General features: G+C 46.4%; 23 protein-coding genes and 1 pseudogene. 6 read left to right on the top strand and 18 right to left on the bottom strand.

From position 1 onward, the window contains the following. Nucleotides 1-11 precede the first annotated feature (11 nt). From FH749_08320 to FH749_08310, 3 genes are read left to right on the top strand one after another with little or no spacing between them, the layout of a single operon-like run. Nucleotides 12-716, top strand: coding sequence for a hypothetical protein (locus FH749_08320; GenBank protein MTI95481.1), 705 nt, complete (start codon nt 12-14; stop codon nt 714-716). A gap of 58 nt (nt 717-774) precedes the next feature. Continuing rightward, complete coding sequence (locus FH749_08315) at nt 775-2247, top strand: FAD-dependent oxidoreductase (GenBank protein MTI95480.1); 1473 nt, start codon at nt 775-777, stop codon at nt 2245-2247. A 43-nt stretch (nt 2248-2290) separates the two neighbouring features. Then, entirely contained in the window at nt 2291-2455 is a 165-nt protein-coding gene (locus FH749_08310; GenBank protein ID MTI95479.1) for a DUF1540 domain-containing protein, read from the top strand. A gap of 15 nt (nt 2456-2470) precedes the next feature. Here FH749_08310 and FH749_08305 read toward each other — a convergent pair whose 3' ends face one another. Beyond that, complete coding sequence (locus FH749_08305) at nt 2471-3376, bottom strand: hypothetical protein (GenBank protein ID MTI95478.1); 906 nt, start codon at nt 3374-3376, stop codon at nt 2471-2473. Nucleotides 3377-3684: 308 nt separating this feature from the next. On the opposite strand from FH749_08305, the gene glnA reads away from it, so the two are divergent. After that, nucleotides 3685-5010 (top strand): type I glutamate--ammonia ligase, encoded by a 1326-nt coding sequence (gene glnA / locus FH749_08300; GenBank protein ID MTI95477.1) that lies wholly within the window; start codon nt 3685-3687, stop codon nt 5008-5010. Nucleotides 5011-5084: 74 nt separating this feature from the next. Here glnA and FH749_08295 read toward each other — a convergent pair whose 3' ends face one another. The 4 genes and pseudogenes from FH749_08295 to FH749_08280 form a co-directional block, all read right to left on the bottom strand. Beyond that, the gene (locus tag FH749_08295) at nt 5085-5663 is read right to left on the bottom strand and encodes a DUF2062 domain-containing protein (protein MTI95476.1); all 579 of its coding nucleotides are present in this window, start codon (nt 5661-5663) and stop codon (nt 5085-5087) included. 56 nt (nt 5664-5719) lie between these two features. After that, nucleotides 5720-5974: a hypothetical protein gene (locus tag FH749_08290; GenBank protein ID MTI95475.1), complete on the bottom strand. Its 255-nt coding sequence runs from the start codon at nt 5972-5974 to the stop codon at nt 5720-5722. A 262-nt stretch (nt 5975-6236) separates the two neighbouring features. After that, entirely contained in the window at nt 6237-6923 is a 687-nt protein-coding gene (locus FH749_08285) for a PspA/IM30 family protein (GenBank protein MTI95474.1), read from the bottom strand. Between the two features lie 940 nt (nt 6924-7863). Then, nucleotides 7864-7962, bottom strand: a pseudogene (locus FH749_08280) (RNA-binding protein). 317 nt (nt 7963-8279) lie between these two features. Here FH749_08280 and FH749_08275 point away from each other — a divergent pair. Next, nucleotides 8280-9341 carry a hypothetical protein gene (locus FH749_08275; GenBank protein MTI95473.1) on the top strand — a complete coding sequence of 354 codons (1062 nt, stop codon included), beginning with the start codon at nt 8280-8282 and terminating at the stop codon, nt 9339-9341. A gap of 5 nt (nt 9342-9346) precedes the next feature. Continuing rightward, nucleotides 9347-10105 carry a hypothetical protein gene (locus FH749_08270; protein ID MTI95472.1) on the top strand — a complete coding sequence of 253 codons (759 nt, stop codon included), beginning with the start codon at nt 9347-9349 and terminating at the stop codon, nt 10103-10105. 47 nt (nt 10106-10152) lie between these two features. On the opposite strand, the gene FH749_08265 is transcribed toward FH749_08270, so the two are convergent. From FH749_08265 to FH749_08205, 13 genes are all read right to left on the bottom strand, one after another. Then, nucleotides 10153-10437 carry a hypothetical protein gene (locus FH749_08265; protein MTI95471.1) on the bottom strand — a complete coding sequence of 95 codons (285 nt, stop codon included), beginning with the start codon at nt 10435-10437 and terminating at the stop codon, nt 10153-10155. Between the two features lie 337 nt (nt 10438-10774). After that, nucleotides 10775-11224, bottom strand: a complete 450-nt coding sequence (locus tag FH749_08260) for an Hsp20/alpha crystallin family protein (protein ID MTI95470.1) — start codon at nt 11222-11224, stop codon at nt 10775-10777. Nucleotides 11225-11612: 388 nt separating this feature from the next. Further along, nucleotides 11613-12872 carry a Ger(x)C family spore germination protein gene (locus FH749_08255; protein MTI95469.1) on the bottom strand — a complete coding sequence of 420 codons (1260 nt, stop codon included), beginning with the start codon at nt 12870-12872 and terminating at the stop codon, nt 11613-11615. Next, a complete protein-coding gene (locus tag FH749_08250) occupies nt 12869-13966 on the bottom strand; it encodes a spore gernimation protein (protein MTI95468.1) in 1098 nt (365 codons plus the stop codon). Before FH749_08250 ends, FH749_08255 begins: the two co-directional genes overlap by 4 nt. Continuing rightward, nucleotides 13963-15723, bottom strand: coding sequence for a spore germination protein (locus tag FH749_08245; protein MTI95467.1), 1761 nt, complete (start codon nt 15721-15723; stop codon nt 13963-13965). The genes FH749_08250 and FH749_08245 overlap by 4 nt, the downstream gene beginning before the upstream one ends. Before the next feature lie 191 nt (nt 15724-15914). Next, the gene (locus tag FH749_08240; protein ID MTI95466.1) at nt 15915-17492 is read right to left on the bottom strand and encodes a recombinase family protein; all 1578 of its coding nucleotides are present in this window, start codon (nt 17490-17492) and stop codon (nt 15915-15917) included. A 1-nt stretch (nt 17493) separates the two neighbouring features. Next, a complete protein-coding gene (locus tag FH749_08235; protein ID MTI95465.1) occupies nt 17494-18789 on the bottom strand; it encodes a recombinase family protein in 1296 nt (431 codons plus the stop codon). A gap of 206 nt (nt 18790-18995) precedes the next feature. Next, complete coding sequence (locus FH749_08230; protein MTI95464.1) at nt 18996-19403, bottom strand: RNA polymerase subunit sigma-70; 408 nt, start codon at nt 19401-19403, stop codon at nt 18996-18998. A gap of 148 nt (nt 19404-19551) precedes the next feature. After that, entirely contained in the window at nt 19552-20457 is a 906-nt protein-coding gene (locus tag FH749_08225) for a LysM peptidoglycan-binding domain-containing protein (protein MTI95463.1), read from the bottom strand. Then, nucleotides 20458-20871: a phage holin family protein gene (locus tag FH749_08220; GenBank protein MTI95462.1), complete on the bottom strand. Its 414-nt coding sequence runs from the start codon at nt 20869-20871 to the stop codon at nt 20458-20460. A 116-nt stretch (nt 20872-20987) separates the two neighbouring features. Then, entirely contained in the window at nt 20988-23453 is a 2466-nt protein-coding gene (locus FH749_08215; protein MTI95461.1) for a glycosyl hydrolase, read from the bottom strand. Next, complete coding sequence (locus FH749_08210; GenBank protein ID MTI95460.1) at nt 23450-24016, bottom strand: hypothetical protein; 567 nt, start codon at nt 24014-24016, stop codon at nt 23450-23452. The genes FH749_08215 and FH749_08210 overlap by 4 nt, the downstream gene beginning before the upstream one ends. A gap of 9 nt (nt 24017-24025) precedes the next feature. Beyond that, the gene (locus FH749_08205; protein ID MTI95459.1) at nt 24026-24220 is read right to left on the bottom strand and encodes a hypothetical protein; all 195 of its coding nucleotides are present in this window, start codon (nt 24218-24220) and stop codon (nt 24026-24028) included. Between the last annotated feature and the right edge of the window lie 12 nt (nt 24221-24232).

Here is a 24232-nt window from a genome sequence, read left to right as displayed (position 1 = left end):
GAAAGTATAATTTGAATTGGCTTACATGGTTTCGGGACCTGGGCCAATTGGGCGCAAACACCATGGAAGCTGCCAGCACACACAACCTGGTTGGATTATTTCTCGACAAAATGGGTTGGAGCGAATATGCCCGGAACTGGACCTTTAAGATCATGGAGCAACCGATTGGCGGCTGGGTTTGCCCCGTATCGGTTCCCGATGATATACGAATCCTTCTGAAACCAACTACCAATCTCAATCAACTGGCAATCCTTCTCCATGAGCTGGGACACGCCATGTATCATACTCTGAACACAGCCAGCGGATTGGGCAAACTCTGGACTGATGTAGAAAACGAGACTAGTGCAATCATAACTGAACATATCGGGCTTGAAATTATGCTAACCAGCCAAGAACTTGCCCTTGTCCGTGAATTACGTCTGCTGGAAACTGTCCGCTGCGCCATCAGTTTTCAATTCGAAGACGACCTAAACCAACAACCGGAGTGCGCTGAGGCACTCTATCATCACCATTATGGCAGGTTGCTGCCGGTGGAAGACCCAACTGTTTGGGCGCTGGACAGCTTCCGCAGCATTGACCCGGTGTATATCCATAACTATGTTCTGGGCGCGATTACCGCAGAGCATGTGCTGGCAGACCTGCGAAAGCAGTTTGGCGAAGATTATCTGGCCTGGGGAGCGCAGCTCTCCAAGTGGCGGTTCGTCCACACCCGATAGAACATGAAATATTGCTGATTGCCCAAACTATGTACATAAAGGGGGAAAAAATTGGGCTATGTTATACGATGTGATTATTGTTGGAGCGGGACCCTCCGGGATTTTTACTGCTTATGAGTTGACCAAAAACAATAAAGACCTCAAAGTCTTAATGATTGAAAAGGGGAGGTCGATTGAAAAACGAATTTGCCCCAAACGGGATCTGGGCAGGTGCATTCATTGCGCCCCCAGCTGCAGGGTGACAACCGGCTTCAGTGGCGCCGGCGCTTTCAGTGATGGCAAACTCTCGCTTTCACCGGATGTTGGCGGTATTTTGCCTGAACTAATTGGATTTGAGCAGACAGAAGCTTTGATTAAAGACGCTGATGGAATCTATCTCAACTTTGGCGCTGATTCCCACGTTCATGGCGCAGAAGAAAACGATGCCATTAGAAATATTCGCCGCAAAGCGATTCAAAACAACCTCAAGCTTATTGAATGTCCTATACGCCATCTTGGCACCGAGGAGGGCTATAGAATCTACTCCGACCTCCAAAAACATCTGTCTTCCAAGGGTGTGGAAATGCGCTTTGAAACCATGGTCACAGACCTGATAGTTGAAGACGGCGTTGCCAGAGGAGTACAAGTTCAGAGCAAGAGCAAAGAACAGTTCTCGGATTCTATAGACCAAAAGGGCAACGCCAATCAGCACCCGCAGACTTACGCCGTATATGGGCGCAAAATCGCCTTGGCAGTCGGCCGGGAAGGCGCCGAATGGCTGCATAATATCTGCCGGAAATATAAGATAAAAACTGCTGTCGGCACAGTCGATATCGGTGTCCGGGTCGAAGTCCGGGACGAAATTATGAAGGAACTGAACGATAACCTCTATGAAAGCAAGCTGGTCTATTACACTCCCACCTTTGACGACAAGGTGCGGGTATTTTGTAGCAATCCCTCCGGTGAGGTTGCCACAGAATATTATGACCGCCATCTGGCCGTGGTCAATGGCCATGCGTATAAATCCACTGAGCTGAAGACTCGCAACACTAATTTTGCGTTGCTGGTTTCCAAAAACTTTACCGAGCCCTTTAAGTCGCCAATTGAATATGGGAAACATATTGCAATGTTGGGAAACATGCTCTCGGGCAACCGGATAATTGTTCAGCGCTATGGCGATTTTAAACGCGGCCGTAGAACAACAGATAAGCGCCTGAATCGGAACAATATTACTCCGACTTTAAAAGATGCTGTCCCGGGAGATCTATCATTGGTTCTTCCATACAGGATCATGAAAGATTTGGAGGAAATGATAGAGGCCCTTGACGGAGTTGTTCCCGGATTGGCCAGTGACGAACTTCTGCTCTATGGTGTCGAAGTAAAGTTCTACAGCAACAAAATCTTGATTAGTGAACAATTCGAAACCAATCTCAAAAACCTCTATGCCTTGGGCGATGGCGCAGGCATCACCCGCGGCCTGATGCAGTCTTCGGCCATGGGCTTGAAAATGGGTCGAATCCTGACGAGCGTCGCAACCTCGCCCCACGCATAAATTTCGCTCCTTTGGCAGATAGTACCGACAAAGGAGGGATAGTATGGCCAAAAATCAAATTCACTGTGCCGTAGAAGAATGCGTCCACAACAAGAGTATGCGTTGCGCTGCAACGTCTATACGTGTCCGTTCCCGCAGCGGTAGTAACGGAGCTCATAGTTCGGAAGACACAAATTGTGAAACCTTCAAACCCCGTAAATCCCTGTAATTGCGCAGGGATTTTTTACAATCCGCAGTAAAAATCCCATAGCAACTCACACTGAGTCACATGCTTGCTTCTATCTCGGTCAACCACTTCTTCAAAAAACCAACATGTACTGATCACTTTATCAATAAATGTGCAGAGCGCGATTGTTTTCGGATTTTCATCAAAACCGGCGCCCAAAGCTGTTACGGCCTCTCGCAAACAGTCTAAACGCGCGGACGCATCCACCATGTTTAACTCGTTTGTGATGAAGCGGCCTGCTTCCAGGCAACCAGGCCCCAGCATTCCTTTGGGGTCTATCGCCTTCCACCGCTCCCCGGCCCGTAAAATATTCCAGTGGTTCATATCGCCGTGGAGCAGGACCTGCGGACGCTGATTAAGTTCTGCAAACAGAAACTCCGCATGCTCAGTAAATTGCCGCATCCGGGCTTCACCCCCATTTTCGCTGCGAAAGCGAATACAGGCAGCATTCAAAAGTTGGGCAAAAGTCGGCAGTTCACTGGAACTGCCGGCAGCAACCGGCAAGCGTGGAATTAACTCCGCCGCAACCACGATTCGTTCACTACTGCTGTTCAGTGTAGTCAGATCATAACCCGGCACCAGCGGCTCAACCAAAAAAGCCCCCAATTCGGTATCGGCGGCGTAAATATTGCAGATCTGCCGCCCCCTATATAGAGTCAGGGCCTCAATTTCCGTATATAGCTCCCGGACTGGCATGCCGATTTTCAGGACCACTGGCCCAAACTGCGGCGATTTTGCAAAACAAACGAGATTATAGGAAATAACCGGGGACAACCGGCAATTGCTCAAGTGCCATTTCTCCACACATCGGCGATACAGTTGTGGGAGCTGCCCCAGCCACTTCTGCCCCTGCGGGCCAAACACACGCAATATTTTGTTGCAGAGCACTGGGGGTATATCCATTTTATCATCTGCCTTTCCGCGTTTTGCTAACAAATTCTATTTTCGCGCCTCAACTCCTGCAGAGAGCAGCATCCTTAAATATTTTTATCAGAGAGCCAATCGGAATCCGATTACTCCATGATTCCCACTTATCTGCTTGGATCCTTAGCAGCCCGCCGCTTTATTTACCAACTATTTCAGGTATAATTAATAGTTGAGTAAAGACGAGGAGTGATGCTCTTTCATATAGTTTCGAACGGGATGTCGACTAAATCCAAACTCCGATTTAAGATTAAAATCATTATTAAAACATAAGGTGGAGATTCTACATCTACTGTTCTGAAGACAAGAAACAAGAAGTGATTGACAAAGTATCTAAGCAAGGCATTGAGTTCATTCGATTACAATTTGTGGATATTTTTGGCGTTCTCAAAAGCATGAGCGTTACCACGGACGAATTAGCCAATGCCCTGGACGGATGCCTGATGTTCGATGGTTCATCGATTGATGGATTTGCCCGCATTGACGAATCGGACCAATGCCTGGTCCCAGATCCCGACAGCCTGGAGATTATGCCTTGGCGGCCACGGGAAAAGGGTGTGGCCCGGATGATTTGTGACGTATACTCCCCCGACGGTTCACCCTTTCCCGGTTGTCCCCGCAACAATTTAAAGCGGGTGCTCAAGGAAGCAAAAGACATGGGTTTTGAAATGAATGTCGGTCCCGAAGGAGAGTTCTTTCTCTTCCACACCGATGATAGAGGCATGCCCACATTGGACATCCACGATAAAGCCGGATATTTCGACCTAGCGCCCATCGACAGAGGTGAGGATGCCCGCCGGGACATCGTTCTGACCATGAAGAAAATGGGTTTTAAAATTGAGGCTTCCCATCATGAGGTCGCGCCGGGACAACATGAAATCGATTTCAAATATGGCGAGGCCCTGCAAACTGCAGACAATTGGGTAACCTTCCGCGATATTGTCAAAAATATTGCCAAAAACCACGACCTCTACGCCACATTCATGCCAAAACCGTTGACCGGTCAGAACGGCTCAGCGATGCATTGCAACCAATCATTATTTAAGGATAATGATAACATCTTCTACGATCCAAATACCGAAAGTGGCTTGAGTGAAACAGCGCTTTACTATATAGGCGGGCTGCTAAAACACGCAAGAGGGATGACTGCAATTGCTAATCCGACAATTAACAGCTATAAACGTCTGCGACCCGGATACGAAGCACCGACATATATCACCTGGTCCAGTAGCAATCGCAGCGCCCTAATCAGGATACCAAGCTCCCGGGGTAGCGGCACCCGTGTTGAATATCGCAGCCCTGACCCCACTGCCAACCCCTATTTAATCTTTGCCGTGATGCTGAAAGCGGGACTGGAGGGCATCAAAAACAAGATTATGCCGCCCAAACCGGTAAACGGCGATCTGTATAAACTAGCGAAACAAAAAGAACTAGAGCACCTTCCCCATGACCTTCACTCCGCCTTGAAAGCGATGGAGGCCGACCCTTTGATTGAAGCGGCAATTGGCAAACATGCGCTGGACCGCTTTCTCGAGGGCAAGTATCAGGAATATAACGACTATGCGGAGCAGGTCCATCAATGGGAAATCAAATCATACATGGGCAGATATTAAAAAACGGGAACATGCCATAAGGCGTGTTCCCGTTTTTTTATCGTACCATCATGATACTGGACCGGCCACGGGAGCTAAATACTATGTTTCATTCTTTTCCTCAGGATAAAGCGAACAAAGAAAAAGAAACCGGTGCCGATCACCACTGCGTTAACAACGGCGCCCAACAAAAAAGCCGCGCCAAAAAACTCTAAGAAGCTAAAGATCTGTTCCTGAACGTCGCCGACCCGCAAAATTTTGGAATACTGGCTGATTATCAGATCCGTGAGGTTTTCTTTGCCGGCAACCGGAGTGATAACTAAACCACCAATCAATATGTTAAGGGCATACATCAAGGGAACGAGGGGGCCTGTTAGCAGGCTGACAGCGGTTGCACTGGCCCGGCTCACCCCTGCTATAACCGCCAAAAAGAATGCAAAAACAAACCCAAACCCCAGTGTGGGAAAGAAATTGACTCCAATCCCAAGCGCGCATCCCAGGGCAACTTTATACGGCTTTTCCTTGAGAATTTGTTTTTCAATAGTGCTGTAGAACTTGCTTTTTATCCGATCCCATCTATTCAAAGGCTGTTCACTCAAGCGATTACCCCCTATGTCCACCAATGAAACCACTCTGCGACTCTGTGACAAGTATAACATTAATAGACTACGCACGCCTGCAGACGCCGACGGCCCGTGAACAATTAGAGGGAATTAACGGTTGCTTCAAGCTACCCGATAAGTGCCACAATTACTGTAAAGACCCCAAATACTGCCAATACCGCCAATGCTCCAACACCCAGATAAATTAACGTTGTCAACCAAAGCGGTCTGAGTGTCGGCGCCACTCCGCACTGAACACATACCCCATCTTGGAGTACAACATATTGTTTGCAATGTTTACACTTTATCTTATTATAGTCTGGTTTTTTGTGATTCTTGGCCAGTTCTTCCACCTGCTGTTGCGAGTAACCCCTAATTACCATGGTAAACAGCTCCCCTCGTAAATGTTTGCCACTGGAATGCAATAGCATTGTACACATTATAACACTACAAGAAAATTCCGTTAAGACAATTCAGACTGACAGAAACTTGCAACGGTTTCGCAACAAATCTGTTACAGGAGCGTTGGTCCTGGACCGAATCGGGTGCCTCTACTTTGGCCTAGACTAATAATTCAGATAAAAAACCGGAGAGTCTGTTTGAATCCCCGGTCAATTTATTAATCACCCGTAGCTATTTCCTTGCTTAACTTTTACTAGACCCCAGCTTCTTCTTGAGCGCAGCCAATTCATCCTCTACAGAAGCGTTGGTCTCTGTGTGTTTGTATTTCTCTGCCAAAGCCTGCGCTTCATCAACAGGCTGGGAGTCCAGTTCGGCCATGGCATTTGCTTCGTCCAGCATTCTGTCGGCTTTTTCCTCCATCCGGTCAAAGGCGCCCATACTACCCTGCGCTTTATCGGTGGCACCAATTTTATTGACTCTCTCTTGAGTCCTGGCCACTGCAAGCTTTGCCTTTATTGCTTGTCTGCGGCTGTTTAGAGAATTGATGTCTTTGACCAGCTTATCATGCATCTGGCGCATTTTTACAGCGTTTTCATGTGCCACGGCGTATGATGTTTGTAGACTGACCCCAGCGGTTTCAAACTCTTGTTTCTTGGTCAGGAAAACACGGGCATCGTCCTCATTCCCTGCCATTACCGCCTTTTTAGCAAGCTCTTCGTATTTTGCAACTTCTTTCTCGTTTTCATCAACCAGTCGTTTAGTCCGGCTTTCCTCAGCCATCACTCCTGCAGTTTCTTTTTTCACCTCTGCCAAGTCAGCCGTGAGCTTGCGCAGATACTGGTCAATCATTTTTGCGGGATCCTCCGCTTTATCCAGCAAGGCATTAATATTTGCTGAAATGATGTCTGTAAACCTAGCCAAAATTCCCATCTTACAACCTCCTAAGTTTTATTTAATTATCATTCTTATTCTCGTCATCATTATACTTATCTGCCAGCTCATCGACCTTGCTATCGCCAAAGGTGTCTAATGGTGTATTGAGGATTTCTTTCGTCTGCTCAGCTTCGCGATTTTTCTGCTCTTTGCGTTTCTTCCACCAGAAGAAACCTATCAGCAAAATCACGATAATCCCCGCAACAATCAAAACAGGTATCCACGGCGAGGTAGTCACCGTCATTATCCGCTCCCCAGCGTCATTAAAAGATTTACTGAAAAACTCTTCATCACTGAGATTGTCATAGTGGTAATAGCGATCAATATAATCCAACAGAATATCTGCTGCTTCCGTATCAATCACCGAATTAGCCTGAGTTCCAGTGACATACCAGGTGGAGTATTGCTCCTGATACTCAAGAAAAATCAATAGCAAATGAGCTTCATCCACAAAGAGCTCGTCATACAGGGCGAAGGCAAATTCCTCTACCTCATCTGAACTTGGCGTCGGGGAGCCATTGATATTATCGGTTAAATATAAGTATGGCTGAACACCGGTCTGCTGGTAAAAATTCTTCATCCCGGCCGTAAGTTGGGTTCCGTTCCTGATCCAGCCCAGTTCATCAGTGTAGTAGCCGGTCTCAACAACACTGCCTGGCGGTAGAGGCTCACGCTCAATTGTCGACGGTGTTACTCCAGAGCCCCCTCCCGGGGCGGAAAAGACAGAAATAAGGGCAATGGCAAGAATCACAAAAGCTATTACCATAATCGGCAATGCGCAACCGCTACATCCCATTCCAGGGCCGCGCATCGGACGGAAAAAGGGCCTAAACGGGCGGTACGGCCGATAAGGGCGCATAACCGGCCCCCTAAACATACCGACTCCCCCAGTTATCCCCCTATTGGTTCGATTACCACTGCTGCCTCGCTGATTAAAGCCACCACTCCGGCTACCACCGGTTCGACCACCAAAGCCGCGGCTTCCACCACCGCCAAATCCACGGCCGCCGCCACCCATTCGGCCGCCGCCTCCTCTTGCCCGTCCCATAGTCATCATCCTTCCTGAACTAAATATAACCTTAATACATGAACTGAACATGAAGTGTTTGACAACCATCGTTGCTATTCTACTGATACACTTCATTAAACTCTGGCCTGCCCACCCAAAAGCTTGGTTTACAGGCCACCCTATATACCAAGAATACTTCCCCACTGGAAAAAATTCAAGCACAACACACCAACAAAAACATGTTTAGCTACAAAAAATGCTTTTTGCCAAATAATCACCCATACAGGTGATAGCAATGCTCCTCCTAATTATTATACTTAAAATTACAGAGGAGGTTGAAGCATATGTCAAAAAGATTCTTGGCGTTGGCAGGCCTGATTTTCCTCACCATTTTTGTTTTCACCGGCTGTAAAGATATTCAGGACTCTTTTAAGCCGGGAAGTTTCGGACAGACCGAGGAAGAACAGGCAATGGTGGAAGCTCTAACGGACAAATATGGTGATCTTACGGAATTCGGCGACCCCAGATTTCTGGAGACCATGGTCACCAGCCATGTGGAAAACTTTATTCCCGTGGATGTCGTAAGTAAGTATAATAAGGACACAGAAAAACTGTATGTGTGGTTTGTCTATGACAATTTCAACGAAGATGTGCTGGACATTGAATGGGTCTACCTTGACACAGACTTCTCGATTCACACATTCCAGTCCGAGACTGGCAAAGATTTCGGCAGAGGCACCTTTATACTGGAACAACCTGACGATGGCTGGCCAACGGGCAAGTACAAAGTATCAATCCGGGGCCGCGGCATTGAAGATACAGTCTATTTCGAGATTATTGACGGTCCGACTGTGGCCGACGCGCTCCCCTTTGAGAATGGAAAAATCACCCTTCCCAGCAGCCCTGGCTGGTATTTAACCGGGTGGGATTATTTCATCAGTCCCGTGGATGCTTCCGTGGTGGGAGGTTCATACGGCGGACCGGAGCTGTTTGATTATCACGAATCCCAGGGCGGGAAGAACGATTTCTCCTACTCAATAAAGCGATCCGACAAAAACGGAAAAACCTTGCACGCCGGCACCTTTCACGTAACCTGGACGGATCCCGCCAGTTATCTTGCTCCCGGTGCACGAGCCACCCTGACAGTGAACAGAACGGTGGAAGGATGGGGTATTTCCCGCCTGGCCGCGTCCTTCGATAATGGCGACCTGGAACCATCCCGTGCAACATCGAGTGTCATCAGATTAGTTAGCCCGCAAGGGGAAACAGCAATAGCAGACAGTTTCCAGGGGACGATGAGCAGCGAAAAAGTCATCCCCGAAGGCAAACCTGGCGACAAAAAGGCAGTTCGTATAATTCTCGGTAATGATTACGGCTTCCGCTACAATTACGAATGGCGGGAGTGAGCTCGGTGAAAAAATTCCACATGATCCTCATTTGCACTTTGCTAACACTTCTTTTTATCCCCGGATGCTTGGATTTGATGGGCTCCCACCGGGCCGACAGCTTTGGTCAGGGCACCAAAATGGACGCCCTCCATACCCTGCGCACCCCGCAAGAAGTTGTTGAGCGAAGCATCGCCGCGGAAGTTGAGTTTCTCCACCCGTACGCCCCGTTTAGTTTTCCGGTTGAACATGCACTGGCGCATTTATCGCCGCTAGAAATCTCTTCTGACGGAAAACTTCAGGTTTCGGTGAGCGGCAGTACCTGGTCCGAAAGCTTAGACTGGCCTGGAACTCCCGCCGGGACCTCCCAGGCTGCTTACGAGATCGAAGAACTGACTATTGACCTGCAATTGACCGAGAACAAGCTGGTAACTTCTTCCGACGGGAAAAGGCAGATTCCGATTCTGGCCGGTGAGGGCACCTTTAGTTACAAGGCCCAAACATCAGGTTCGATGAAAACCAAAGAGCAGAACGAAACCTGGTCCAGTAATATCTCTGATAACTTTACGATTTCAGCCCGGGGGAAAGTATCGATTGATGTGGCTTATGAGCGGCTCAAAGATGGAGATGTTAACTCCGACCAAGACCGAGCAGACCTGATGACGGCCACGGCAATACGCTTAATCTTTGAGAGTGAAGATCTAGACCTGAGCGGCTCAACGGAGCTAGGCACGCCCCCCTTTGCCAACAACAATAGAGAGCTGATTTCGTTCAAAGCTGAATAAAAGATAACCTGGGACCATCCCAGGTTATCTTCTTTAAACGGGTCCAGTTATTTTGAATCTATAATCTCGACGTAAGTCCCGGACATATGGATTCCAACCATGTCAGGGCGCTCCACAACCTTAAAGCTGACAACAAGCCCCTCTTTCATATACTCATCATCTAGGTTTGTTGGAATATATAGCTCGTCGCCGCTCTCCACTGCCCAGAAGCCGCCCTCAAGCTCGACATAGGTCATTGTGCCGGTAAGGTCACGCATAAGATTACCAGCAATTACAGCACCACCTATCAGCAGCAAAAACACAAGAGAAACAACAATCGTTTTATTTTTCATGGCTTCTGCCTCCTTTGTACTAAGACGTAAACAGCAGCCAAAAGGTTCATTTTCCGGGGCGGACGGTCAAAATTTATTCTCTCGACCTTGACCGGGGGGTTGATATTCTCTTGTAAAACGCCAAAAAGCCCTTATCTAAAGGACTTTTATTTCAAAGATTATATTTGGCTAATCTACTATAAAATGATACAATGCACACCCCTATAGCAATCTTTCAACGATTTTAAAGAAGGGGTGTGCATTGCTAGAATACGGGTGCAATCTTTGATTACCAGCACATCATTCTTAACCTAAAATTTAATGCACATCAGCGGGGCAACCGATGTGCATTCTTTGCTTATTGAATATCAATTTTTATTGTGTTGTCGGCTTTCTTTAGTTTGGGGATGGTGATATTGAGTACACCATCTTCAAGTTTTGCCTTAATTCCTTCAGATTCAGCATCAGCTAAGTAAACAGCACGTTGCATCGAACTTATGCGTCTTTCCCTGTGAATATAGTTTTTCTTATTTTCCTCAACTTCTTCTTCTCTGTTCACAGAGATAGTAAGCTTCCCTTCATTTAATTCAAGGTTTATTTCTTCTTTTTTAACACCCGGCATTTCAGCTTCGATGCAGTACTCATTTTCATGTTCCTGAACATCCACTTTAAATGTATCAGCGGCCAGACTTCTGCTTGGGAACCATCTATCGCTAAAAAAGTCATCAAGCATGTTGTAGAAGTCCTCAAAACCGCCAGTCGGCCTAACACTTAACTTGTTTCTGTTGAAAGGTACTAATCCAGCCATGATTAACAACTCCTTTATATTTTATTGTTTGTTAGCACTCTCGCCCCGTGAGTGCTAATTACAGAATTTATTTTACATATTTTTTTATTCATGTCAATAGTTTTTTGGGGAATTTTTAATTGGTATTATTTGTAATTACGTTTTAGTAAGTGAGAATACGTTAAGGCTTCTGAATTCATCTTCTCATACATACCGAAACATAGTTGTTCAATCCCTTTGTTAATCAAAAACAAACAAAATAAACGTTGCCATGACAAATGTAATTACCGTTAAGAGTACCAAACCTATAGCCCCTAACCTATTGTGGATAGACCAGTTGTATTTTGCGTAGCTTAATGTATAAGCTACAACACTGATAATAAGTAGCATTATAAAAATATTCATCTGATTAATCATCCCTCATATTATCTGAAGTTCTCAAGAGTCCACCGGTTCTCCTGACTTTAAAATCTATCTTAACCTCAACTTTAGCTTCCTTGAATTTTTCATTCCAGTTATAATTCTCCCATTCATGAATGGTTGAAAAATGCCTTACCGCCGATCTGCCAAAGTTAAACGGGTCTGTATTTAACGATTGACACTTACGGATAACACGATTGATGCCTTCCCCCAAATATTTAACCATTTCCTGTTCAACAATAATTATCATTTTTTCGTTTCCATAATCAATACCACTTTGAATGGCTAATATGTCTCCTTCTGTTTTGATTTCCAGTCTAATTATTGGCAAGCCGTTTTCAATTGAGACTTTAATGCCAGGCTTCCTTGATAGTCTTGTATCAATAGGTATTATCCACTCCGGAGATTTAGGGTCTTGAATGGTGAATATCCCTTTATTAAATTCTCCTCTGATTAACATCATCATTCTTGTTTCATGGCCATTTAGCTTACCAACCATTTTATCGTCTACAAACAAAGCACTGCCAAGCAATTCGATAGAATTGCCACCCTTCCTTGGTGTGTCTCCAGCAAAGAATTCACCTGTATTGCTAAATTCCATGGTAAAAGCTCTTCCATCCTCTTTAAAGCTTTCTTCCTTGTGGACATTGCCTAAAGGAAGGACAGGTTGTCTATAAGTTGACTTAATACCGTTATAAAAATCATTCAGGGAGATTCGAGGATAAAAACCAGTATTTTCTCCTTGCTTCAATAATGAAATAACGGCCCGTGAAGGGCTGCCCCCTGTAAACGCCTCTGTCTTCTCGACGAATTCTTGAGCACTTCCCTCTACAACGATAACATTCAAAGTTCGTCTTATTTCCCTAAAGCGAATGAGGGGCGTTATATATTCACCTATTAGACCATTTTGTGCAAGATCTTCAGAGATCACCATCAATTTGGCGTGGGTGAAATCCAGTTTTTGCGGCATATTTGCGTTAATCAAATTAATCCCTCCATGAAAAGAAGGTGCATCGATTGTAATTGTTTTTGTCTGCGTTTGCTGTGATGATTCACTCCCTTTGCTTGAGCTGTCATCTCCGTTTTGCATAGATGCTATTTTTACAGTGATTCTCCATTTATCTGAAATACCTTGTTCAACTCCAATCATCTGTACAAACGAAACGGAAGTAATTTCTCTGGCATCATAACAGGAGGTCATAATTAACATCAGCATTGTTACCAAAATAATTAAAATGATTTTTTTCATTGGGTTCTGCCTCCATATCTCTTTGTTATTTTCGCTACCACAAGCGTAACCACAGGAGGTATAAAATAGAAAGCCCAACCATAGCTTCTGATCATATTTACAATGCCTACTGTAACTTGGATAATGTTTTGAGGAATCAACGCCAGAAAAATGACGATAATCCCCAAAGGTATAATGATGGGTCTTTTGTCATCCAACTCAAATATATAAGCGTATAGGATAACCAGAACATAGAATAAAACTGCTATAGAAATAACCGTACTGAAATTCCAAAGGAAAAAGAATATAGGTTCAATTCTTTGTATAAACTCTCCATATTCAATAAGCGTGACCATTAGATAAATTGGAGCAGTAATTTCCTCCCCAGTAAAATAAGGAAAAGCAAGAGTAAACGCAAGCAAGGCTGTCGAAATAATAGAAACAGATAGGGCTAAGCTCAAATAAGCCGCCTTTTTGGCATGCTTGATTCCATGAAGTGAACCAATTATCACCCCGATTATGATGATTTCATCATAGGCTGAGGATCTTTGCATTCCTGTCAAAAATGTTGTTTCCAACCCATATCCAAGAATAGGAAAGAGACGATGGGTTTCATATAATTTTAAAGACAGAGCCAAAACTGAAATGTACGCCAATAGCAGAATAAATCCCATCAACTTCGAAAACCGCGCTATTGTTTCAAGGCCCCAGTAAGCCAAAACACCTACTACTAAAAACAATAATATTAAAAGATAACTCGGAGGACTCTGCGGAAGATCATATACCTTCATGATTTCGATAAATTCTCTGCTGTTTGCGGCAACAGTAGCAAGAATTGATGCAAATAAAATAAAGGATAATATTTTACCAACTGCTTTTCCATATACAATTTCGTATATCTCCATTAGCGTTTTATTCGGGTATAGCGACAAAAGCCTGATTAACAAAACAGTTGCCAAAAAGGCAACAAATCCAGATATAAGTGTCATATACCAGCCAGCCGTCCCTACTTTCGCTGCGACTATAGAAGGACTGGAAAAAAACACTTTTGCTGATATCGTTATCGTTAACAAAGCGATAGTTTCATGGACTCCAAACTTACCATCCTTTATCATTTAGCATCACCTCCGTTATCCTTGTCATTTCTTTTACGGTTGGGTGTGTTAAAGGGATCTGAGCGCATACTTTGATTGAATAAAGGCTGGCGAATGATGGTATCGGGGTTAATTTTTGCGCTGGGTGCAACGGGTGCCAAGAAAGGCACTCCAAAAGACTTCATATGACAAGCCAAAGCTGCAACTACAATAAACGCAAGGGATATGCCATAAAAGCCTGCTATTCCTGCGGCAAAAACAAAGAGGAATCGTAATATTCGAATGGCCAACGCCATAGAAAAATTAGGCATGGTAAAACTGCCTAAGCCTGTTAATGCAATGATTACAATTAGAATTGGACTAACAAGACCTGCCTGGACTGCTACCTGACCCAATATCAAAGCACCAACAATACCTAATGTCTGCCCAATCACACCAGGTATTCTAACACCACCTTCACGGACCAATTCAAAGGCAAGTTCCATTAGTAAAAGTTCAATAATGGTTGGAAAGGGAACAGCTTCTCTGGATTTTACAATAGACTCCAAAAAAGGCGATGGTACCATTTCGTGATGATACAGCACTAAAGCAACATACAAGCCTGGAATGAGCAAAGCGGACATAACCCCAATAAATCGAATAATTCTTAAGAAGGTACCGTATTGCCATCTCAGCATTGAGTCTTCCGAGGTATGAAATAGTCTGTAAAAAGTCACAGGAGCAGCCATCGCAAAGGGATCCCCTTCTGTAATAATTACTACCTGTCCCTCTACCAGGAATGAAGCCGCTCTATCCGGTCTTTCAGTGGAAACGACCTGCGGAAAGGGCATAAGATAATTATCTTCAATCAATTGCTCAAGCATACCACTCCCTGCAATAAAGTCTGTGTCAATCTTTTTAATGCGTCGGCGAACTTCTTCCACTATTTTGGGATTGGTGATACCTTCAATGTATAATATTGCACTGTTGACCTTGTTCAATTTTCCCGTAGGGATAATTTCAGTAATAAGTTTTTCATTCTTGATTATTCTTCGCAGCAGCGTTATGTTTGTTCTTAAGTTTTCTGTAAATCCTTCTTGTGAGCCTTTTACTACCTGCTCTGCGATAGGCCTATCAATATTTCTTTTTTCAAATCCCCTGGTTTCCATCATTAGCGCTTCCGAGCATTCATCGATAAACAAGACCGACAGTCCATTTAAGATTTGAGGCTTTATTTCATTAAAATCAGAGGCCTTTGTAAGCTGCGTAATAGATAATACATTATCTATAATATAATCAATTGGACAGCTATTAGATGCGTCCGCAAAATTATCTGGGTCCATTAATTGTGGAAGTATGAATTGGTTTACCGAAGTTTTATCCACCATACCGTCCACAAAGACCAAAAAGGCTTTTGTTTTTCTAGCAATTTTAAACTCCCTGATAACCACATCCTGATTCCTGGGCATACTAAAGATCTCTTCAATATACTGCTTGTTAGTTGCTACATCCTTAAAAACATTAGAAACAGAAGGGGGTTGAATGGAAGACTTGCCTTTGGCATTACTGTTCTGCTTAGACTTCCAATCTTCCACTTTTATTGGTTTTCTTATTTTTGTTGATTTAGAATGTGTATTATCCTTTTGTTGATTTTGGCTTTTATCATCCTCATATTCAGAGGAATCCATCTGCGTGGTCTTCCCCTGTTCATACTTGTCTTCCAGTAATTCAAAACCTTCTTCATTATTTGGTCTGCTGTATTTCAAAAAACCCACTATTTTTGTAAGCAAATTTGGCATGATTACACTTCCTTCAATTCTTCCAAGGGGAAGCTCATAAAGTATAATAATTCCCTCATTATAGAGCATTATACCCTTTTTTGCCGAAATAATTCTGCTATTGGAAGAAAGAATAGCGCAAAAATACCCTTCCAGTAAGTGTCAACAACAGCCTACAATAGGGGAAAACACCTACTGTGGGCTGTTTTGTATTATTCCTCTATCTGTGTACCATCCTTAAAACTGAACACCACCCTGCCATCCGGCATTACCTTAACCTTCTCAACCGCCACCGCCCAGAGCTTATTATCGAATTCCCCTAATACCATCGGGCTTGATTCAATGCCCTTGATAAAGGTTTCAAGCATCAGATATTTATTCTGGCGCTCACTCTTCAGTTTTTCCAGTTCAGCAACCCGCTCCGTAGCCTTGCGATGCCGCTCCAGATAGCTGTTGTTGCGCTCACTCCACTCATCTTGATTCATAGTGACGCGAGCGTTTTCATAGATTGCCTTTTTGCAAAGTTCGGAGACCACTTCAATTTCCCGCCTAAGTTCCTTAATTTCGGCTTCAATCTCCGAGCAGTCACAAAGGATATTCTGGGAGAGATGGCAGTTGGCAATTAGTTCATCCCGGCACCCCATCAACCTGTTAAACGCTGTAAGAAAACGCTGTTTCACATCATCCTCGGTTACATGGGGTGTTTTACACTTTTTATCACCCTTATACTTTTCATTGCACCGCCAGATTACCCGACGGTATTTTGTATTGGAACCCCATACCTTGGAGCCGTAAAAACCACCGCAGTCGCCACACACAATTTTCGCTGAGAAAGGGCTGTTGCAGCCGGATGGTCTGCCGAGACTTTTTCGCCGCTCAATCTCAGCCTGAACCGCATCGAATTCTTCAGGCTCGATAATGGCAGGATGGCTGTTCTGTACATAGTACTGGGGAACCTCGCCCTCATTGACCTTTCGCTTCTTTGTCAAGAAATCCACCGTGAAGCCCTTCTGCAAAAGCGCATCCCCTTTATATTTCTCGTTGGTCAGAATACTTTTCACCGTAGCAACCTGCCATGTCTTTTTTCCTGCAGGCGACGGAATGCCCTGGCTGGCAAGGTGTTTGGCAATTGCCGATGGGGTTTTCCCTTCTATGAACAGACGGAATATCATCCGCACAATCTCGGCTTCAGATTCGACAATTTTCGGCAGGCCATCCTCGCCCTTTTCATAACCGAGGAATTGACCGTATGGAAGGCTTACCTTCCCATCTGCCATGCGCTTACGCTGCCCCCATGTGACGTTCTCGGATATGGAACGGCTTTCCTCCTGTGCAAGACTGGACATTATTGTAATGAGAAGCTCCCCTTTGCTGTCCAGCGTATATATGTTTTCCTTTTCAAAATAGACCTCTACGCCTTTTTCCTTAAGCTGGCGCACTGTTACCAGGCTGTCCACTGTGTTTCTGGCGAAGCGGGATACGCTTTTGGTGATGATGAGATCAATCTTGCCGTCAAGAGCATCGGCAATCATCTGCTTAAAGCCGTCACGTTTCTTTGTATTTGTTGCGCTGATGCCCTCATCTGTATAGACCTTAACAAACTCCCAGTCCGCCCGTTCCTTAATGTATTTGGTATAGTAATCCACCTGCGCTTCGTAACTGGTCAATTGTTCTTCACTGTCGGTGGAAACTCTGGCGTAGGCTGCCGTTCTTCGTTTAGCATTCAAATGTGTACCATTGGCAGAATTTTGGCGAATCGTGGCCGGTATTATTCTTACGTTTGATGCCATATTACCGCCTCCCTTTCGCTTTTTCACGGGCAGCCTGACGCATCTCGTCCGTCCAGCTTTCACGGCGAGACCGGTCCTGCCAGACCTTTTCGTCTGTATGTCCGTCTAGGAACACAAAGACCAGCTTGTTAAACTCAGGAACCCTGATTTCTGCTATCTCAGTTTCAAAGATATCCATATCAAATTCGCCCAGACCGAGAACCTCGGCACTGGTTGTGTAAAGCACCGGTTCCGGTATTTGCTTGGCGTGGCAAGCAGCTTTACCTTCCTGCAAAAAAGTGGAACACTGCCAGGCCGCCTTTCCACCTCTGACTTTCCGCTTATACTTCTTGCCGCAGTTTACGCACTGGATAATGCCGCTAAAGGGGTATCGGTTACGGGTATCACTCTTTGCCCCGTAAAGCCTGCTCCGCTGCTCCATGACTGCCTGCGTCTTTTCAAAGGTTTCCTTATCAATGATGGCTGGATGAGTATCTTCCGCATAATACATCGGCAGAGTACCCTTATTCCAGACCAGCTTTTTTGTCAAATGGTCAGCCACATATTTTTTCTGCAGCAATGCGTTCCCAGTGTATTTTTCATTTTTAAGGATGGCAATCACGCGCTCACCGTTCCAGTCACCGCTATGCACAGTGGCCACATTCATTTCCTTGAGCTTCTTTGCTATCCTGCCGCCACCCATACCACTGATATAGTCCGCAAAAATCATGCGGACAACGGCGGCTTGTTCTGAATCAATCTCTACCTTACCCTTGACAACTTGGTAGCCAAACATGAACCGCAGATTGGCCAGTTCACCTTTTTCAAACTGCTTACGGATACGCCATTTGCAGTTTTCACTTGCCGACAGACTCTCTTCCTGTGCGTAGGACGCGAGGATGGTCAGCATTAGCTCCCCGTCTCCGCTAATGGAGTGAATATTCTGCTCTTCAAAATATACATCCACGCCGAGCAGCTTCAACTCCCGTACTGTCTCCAAAAGTGTAACGGTATTCCTGGCAAATCGTGATATTGACTTCGTGATAATCATATCGATTTTTTCATCCCTGCAGTCAGCAAGCATGCGCTGGAACTCAGGACGCCTGTCTTTTGTTCCCGTCATTGCTTCATCTGCATAAACTCCGGCATATTCCCAGTCCGGTCTCCGCTGAATCAATCCACTGTAATAACTGACTTGGGCAGCGAGGGACTGTAACATCGCATCTTTTCCGCTTGAAACTCGTGCATAAGCGGCAACCCTTTTTCTGGTGGGAAGGGATGGAGCAGCCAGAGTTGTTTTTGTAATGATTCTTCCCATAAGAGACCTCCTTCCGTATATGACATATTCGCTCTAAACGCCTGTAATATCAAGTGTTTTAACGATATATGCTGCACGAAGACAGGCCATATTTTTCGGCTATTATTGTTTCGATTTTTGCCAGTTCCTCCTCGGTGATGATACCTTCTGCAAGCCATTTTCTAAAAACCGCCAGTGCCGCTGTGTAGTAGATGATCCCTCGTTCCTTATTCATGCGGCACCGCCTTTGACTTTCCGTAGCAGGCACGGGAGCAATATTTCCGATTCTTGTTGCCGTAGCTTTCAAAGTCAATACCGCAATGATCACACGTGAATGAGTAGATCGCCTTACGGTTGACCGCTTCCGGGTGGGCATTCCACCATGCCATGCGGCATTGGTCTGAGCAGAACCGCTTCTTTTTAGCACTGGGAGTGTGGGTGAGCAGGGCTCCACACTGTCGACAGAAAGCATCGTCGGCTTGATTGGCGATTCCCGTGCCGACCCCACCCAGGTTGTTCCGGCGACAGTATGATTTCACCGTATTCTCTGAAATGCCAAGCGTTGCCGCTATCTTCGAATAGCTGAAACCCTCGCCGCGCATTTGTTTAATCTTTTCTTTTTGCTGATATGTCATTGAACTACCTCCTCCGAAGGCAAATGACAGAGCCTTTGCTATAAGCCAGCGGAGGAAGTAAAATCGGACGGTTTGGGTGCAAAAAAATAAGACCCATAATAAGGATTGAATAATCCCCACTATGGGTCTCTCTTGTTATGCCTTTTCATCACTTTGGAATTTTCAGTTTCTGTCCGGGGAAGATGGTATCCGAGGTCAGCCCATTCAGTTCCTTGATTTCTGGATAGCGGGCACCGCTACCCAGCTTTGCCGATGCAATCCTCCAGAGAGAATCGCCTTTAACGACAGTATAGATTTCATAAGCTGCATCATTTTTACCGCTATAGACCTTTGCACCTGTGCTGTCAAACACGGAATAACCGGAGTTTTCGTCAGCACAGCGTTTGGCATTGTCCAGTACCCTGAAGGCACCTTTTTGGGACTTGGGATCATCCCAGCTTTTTCGGACACGGTAGAGGGTATCCTCTGTGGGAGGCGCAGGGTCAGGTTTCACATCGGCCAGTAGCTTCTTTACATCGGCACGAAACACATCCATATTTTTGCCATGCCGGGGGAACCAGTGCATCACATCGGCGTGATTGCTGGCGATGCCTTGTCTGTAGCCCTCGCTGTGGCAGATGATATTGGTCTCATTCAGTCCATAGAGTTTGCAAAGATATGCACAAAGTTCAACCGCCTCGTGATAGACCTTGTTGAAGTAACCAGTGTCAGTCAGGTTATCCTCACAAATTTCAAAGGAAATGTGCGTGTCGTTAGCCGTACCTCCCGCATGCCAGCCCCGATGATTCCAAGGCAGGGTTTGATAGGTGGCAATACTACCGTCAGCCAGTTTGCCAATAAAGCCGTGGACACAAACCTGTCGTCCATCCGGCCTGTTCTGGTTCCAATGATTGTTATACTGATTTTTGCCAAGCAGACCATCGTCAGGGCCAACATAGCGTCTCAGCCAGGGATTGTTCGCGCCGGTGGAATGAACCATGATTCCCTTTGGTGTGATAGTTCTGCCTGCCTTATAGCAGGCATTGTTTGTAAATATCAGTTTTCTCAGGTTCATTTACTCGTCCTCCTTGCTGCTTTTGTCTTTTAGCTGCTCAAGAATCGACTTAAGCTTTTCGGGGATGGGCAGCCCGATATGAGCAGCGTTTTCCAAGATTGAGATGCCTTCGTTACTCAAATAAAAGAAAATCACTGCCGTCCGAATTGAACCGTTGCTGCCGAGTACCTGACTGTCGACGATGTGTCCCACTCCTACCAGCACAAAGATGAGCACCTTCTTGAAGATGCCCTTCGAGCCAATCTCGCTGGACAGTCTCCTGTCCGTAATGGCACATATAACACCGGTCAGGTAGTCGAGTACCACAAAGGCGATGAGGGCATACAAAAATCCATCCAGCCCACCAAGAAACCAGCCAAGAAAAGCTCCCATGGTGGCAAAGGCTGCCTGTGCCCAGTTCCAAACTGTTCTCATTGTCAATACCTCCGTTTTTCTGTAATTTGTGTTTAACGCCAGCACCCAGCGGCACAAAAAAGAACGCCCTGCCGTTTTGGGCAAAAGCGTTCTTGAAATTCCATTACTAAAATTTGTCACACCTGCTTGGGCAGTGCCTCCCAGAGTCTCATATCCTCCTGCCCCAGGGACCAAATAGCGATACCCCGAAGCTTCCAACGGTATGCCGCTTCATTGGCCCAATAGACAAGGCTGTCCACATCCTGATAATACAGAATGGAAAAACCATCTGCGTCGCCGAGAAACAGCCGGGAGATCCACACATTGATGTCCCTTGGCACCACCTTGGCGGCGTAATCCCCACCGCAGGTGATTTGAAGCAGGTCGGAGTGAAAAAAATCATAGTCCATGGAAATGCTCTCGGAGCGGGTAGACGATTCCTCTACATCACTATTGACTGAAAACACTTGGAATTCTTCATCCCATGTGACGCCAGTGCGGGAAATCCTGCCGAAACCCTTGGTGGTTCCGTCCGGCATGTGTACATCAAAAGCCTCATAGGGCTCATACGTCCATGCATCACCCAACCGCAACAGTTCACATACTGTCCGGTTATCCGAGCGGTAGCCAGCATAACCCCCCGTAGGGCTAACAGTCGCCGTAAAGCGCAAGGTATAGCTTGCACCGGAGTATACCCTGACCGTATTGCCGCGCTTTCGCATCTCAATGGTGTACATGCTAGGACTGGAGCGAAGACTGCTGTCCGGCGTCTTGTTGAAGCTGGTGGAAAAGCTGCCCAGCAGTGTGGAGCCTTGGTATAACTCAACCCGCTGTGTATCAATATTTAAACAGCAAAACAGGTCTCCACAGAACACTCCTGCTCGTCCACTGCCGTTCTGAGGAAACGCCAGCCGCGCCCGAATATGGACGTCTGAAAAACCGTCATACTTCCACGCCAGCCTGCCGTGCCCGTCAAGCTGGGAGTAGGGGCGGTTGGCTGTGCTGTCCGGGTTTTGCCAAACCGTCCATTCACCGTCCAGTATCGTCCAATAGCTCTGTGGCAGCATATTGCCATCCCGAAAATCCTCATACCAGACGAGAGCTGAATCAGGTCTTCTGCGGAGCATCTCACAGGTTAGCTTAAAGCCCCGATCCGGCACGGCCATCACACCGTTCACATCCTTGAAACTGCGGGGAGAGAGCGTATATGTTGCTTCTCCAGCGGATGGTGCTTCCGAGAAGTTGCTGCAAACCCGAAAGCCGTAAAACTGCGTGCCTGGCACACCGCCACTAATACCAATAGTGTGCGTGCCAGCAGAAAGGAAAACACCTTTAGCCAGCGTAAGCCAGCATATCCGTCGCCAGTACGGCCACCACAGGCGGTTTTCTGAGAACGACTTTAGTGTACCATCAAGGGATACATCAAGGGCATTCTTGTCCCAAAAGGGGTAACATAGCCGCACAGCCACATCATAAACTCCGGCCTGCTCGATCTGGAACTGATACTCCGCTTCCCCGTCCTCGCCCAAGGACGCCATATTCTCCGTCACTATGACATTACCGGTATAGCTGTCCGGGACGCCGTTGCGGTCGACAAATATACTACCGAACTCTGTCCGCTGCTCTTTGCTATAGGCGGTTAAATAGCGCCGCCTGTTGTAGGTTTCCTGCAGCAGTGGGCTTTGCCGTTCCACTGCGTCCCAACCTTCCATATAGTCATAAACCTGGGGCAATGCCCATGGCACCTTATCGTAATCATCCCAATAGGCGATGATGGGGATCATGGGCTGTGGCGGGCCGTTGCCTGTAAAGTTGTATCCCCCGGTCATCCAAAGCTGGGCCGCATAATAGGTGTTGGAGACACCCCGATAGGTGATCCCCAGGTTTTCGGGCGTGTCATGGATGCGCCAATTCCAGCCGTATGCCGGAAGACCAAAAAACACTTTATCCGGGTCCATGACTTGGACGGCATAGTTGTAGATACCCTCCAGCCAGCTACGGGGGGATACAGGTCCTGGTGCAGAGCCTGCCCACGCCATGCCATAACTCATGATGGCAGCAGTATCACAGTATTCATCCAAGTCCTCATACACACACCAGTTTTCGCCCCCCACCGAACCCTGCACACCGGTCATGCCGGGCAGACAGATATTGACCAGCTTGCTAGGATTGTAGTTCTTCACGGTCTGGTAGATATCACGAAATAAGGCATTGGCTGCATCCTTGTTTTCATAGCCGCCGCCCCGCTCTAAATCGATATCCACACCGGCGCACCAAGGATATTTATTCATGATCCTCACAATCTCGGATAAAAACATATCCTTTGCGCCGTTGGTGTTGTTACGCAGTGCGGTAAAAATGGAAGCCGACCCATGGTTCATGATGGTCAGCAGCCACTTCACATGGGGCCAGCGGCTGATATATGGCAGCATACTGCTGATGCTGGTGCCGGTTTCACTGATTACTCCCGAACTATTAACCTCAAAAGTAAAAATACCGACTGTATCCAGCCGGTCACCGTAATTAAAGAGTGCCTGATACATGCGGGCATTACCCATGAAACTCCACACCATGCACTTCTTTCCCTTTAAATAGTTCCTCATAGCCGTTCCTGTCCTTTCCGCATCTCCCTGTACTCAAAATACACCCGTGCCGATTTACGCTCCTGAAGCCGAACTTGATGCTTGCTGTCATGGGCGGCGGAATATTGGTAAAAACCGTGCTTTGGTGTAGGCATCCCATTTTTCAGGCATTCCCGTGTAGAAGCCCGCAACACCATCTCGTCGCCAGCGTTTGCTCCCGTCAGGAAGTGCATTTTATGCGAGCCTTCACCTTGGGAGAGAGAGATGCTTCCAGCTTCCATGTCCTGTAGGGGGTAGATGTAGCAGTCCAGCCCCGAGGAGGTTTCGCCAAGGTTGAAGATGATGATGGTTTCCCCAGTTCGCACTATGCCGTTATGGTAACGCGGCGGATTTGGCGAATTCTTGAGCATCGCAGAAGTGTGGGGCGTATAGCCGGTGAGACGCCCGCCTTCCTGCACTTGCAGGTCGGTAAACCAGATGCTGCCTGTGCAATCGGCGATGACAGGGCGGACAGTAATGCTGACTACACGAAGTTCTTCCTTTGTTTTGAGGGTTTCAGTAAACCGAATGAAATTTCCCACCATATGCGTCACCTACCCATCAAATGTCCATTGAATTTCACTCACATGACCTACCCAGCCGGTAGCGATGGACCCAGCCTGCAGCATCAGGTCGGTAAAATACACTGAGCCTGTACAGTCAGTGATGCAGAGCCGGACAGTGATAGAGCGCAGGACTTTATAACCTCTGGGCGATGCATCCCGCGCAATCTGCTGAAAATATGTCATGCCGCCAACCTC

Source organism: Bacillota bacterium (assembly GCA_009711825.1).
Taxonomy (GTDB): domain Bacteria; phylum Bacillota; class Proteinivoracia; order UBA4975; family VEMY01; genus VEMY01.
Note: the sequence above shows the minus strand (reverse complement) of the source record. Positions and strands in the feature narration are given on the sequence as shown.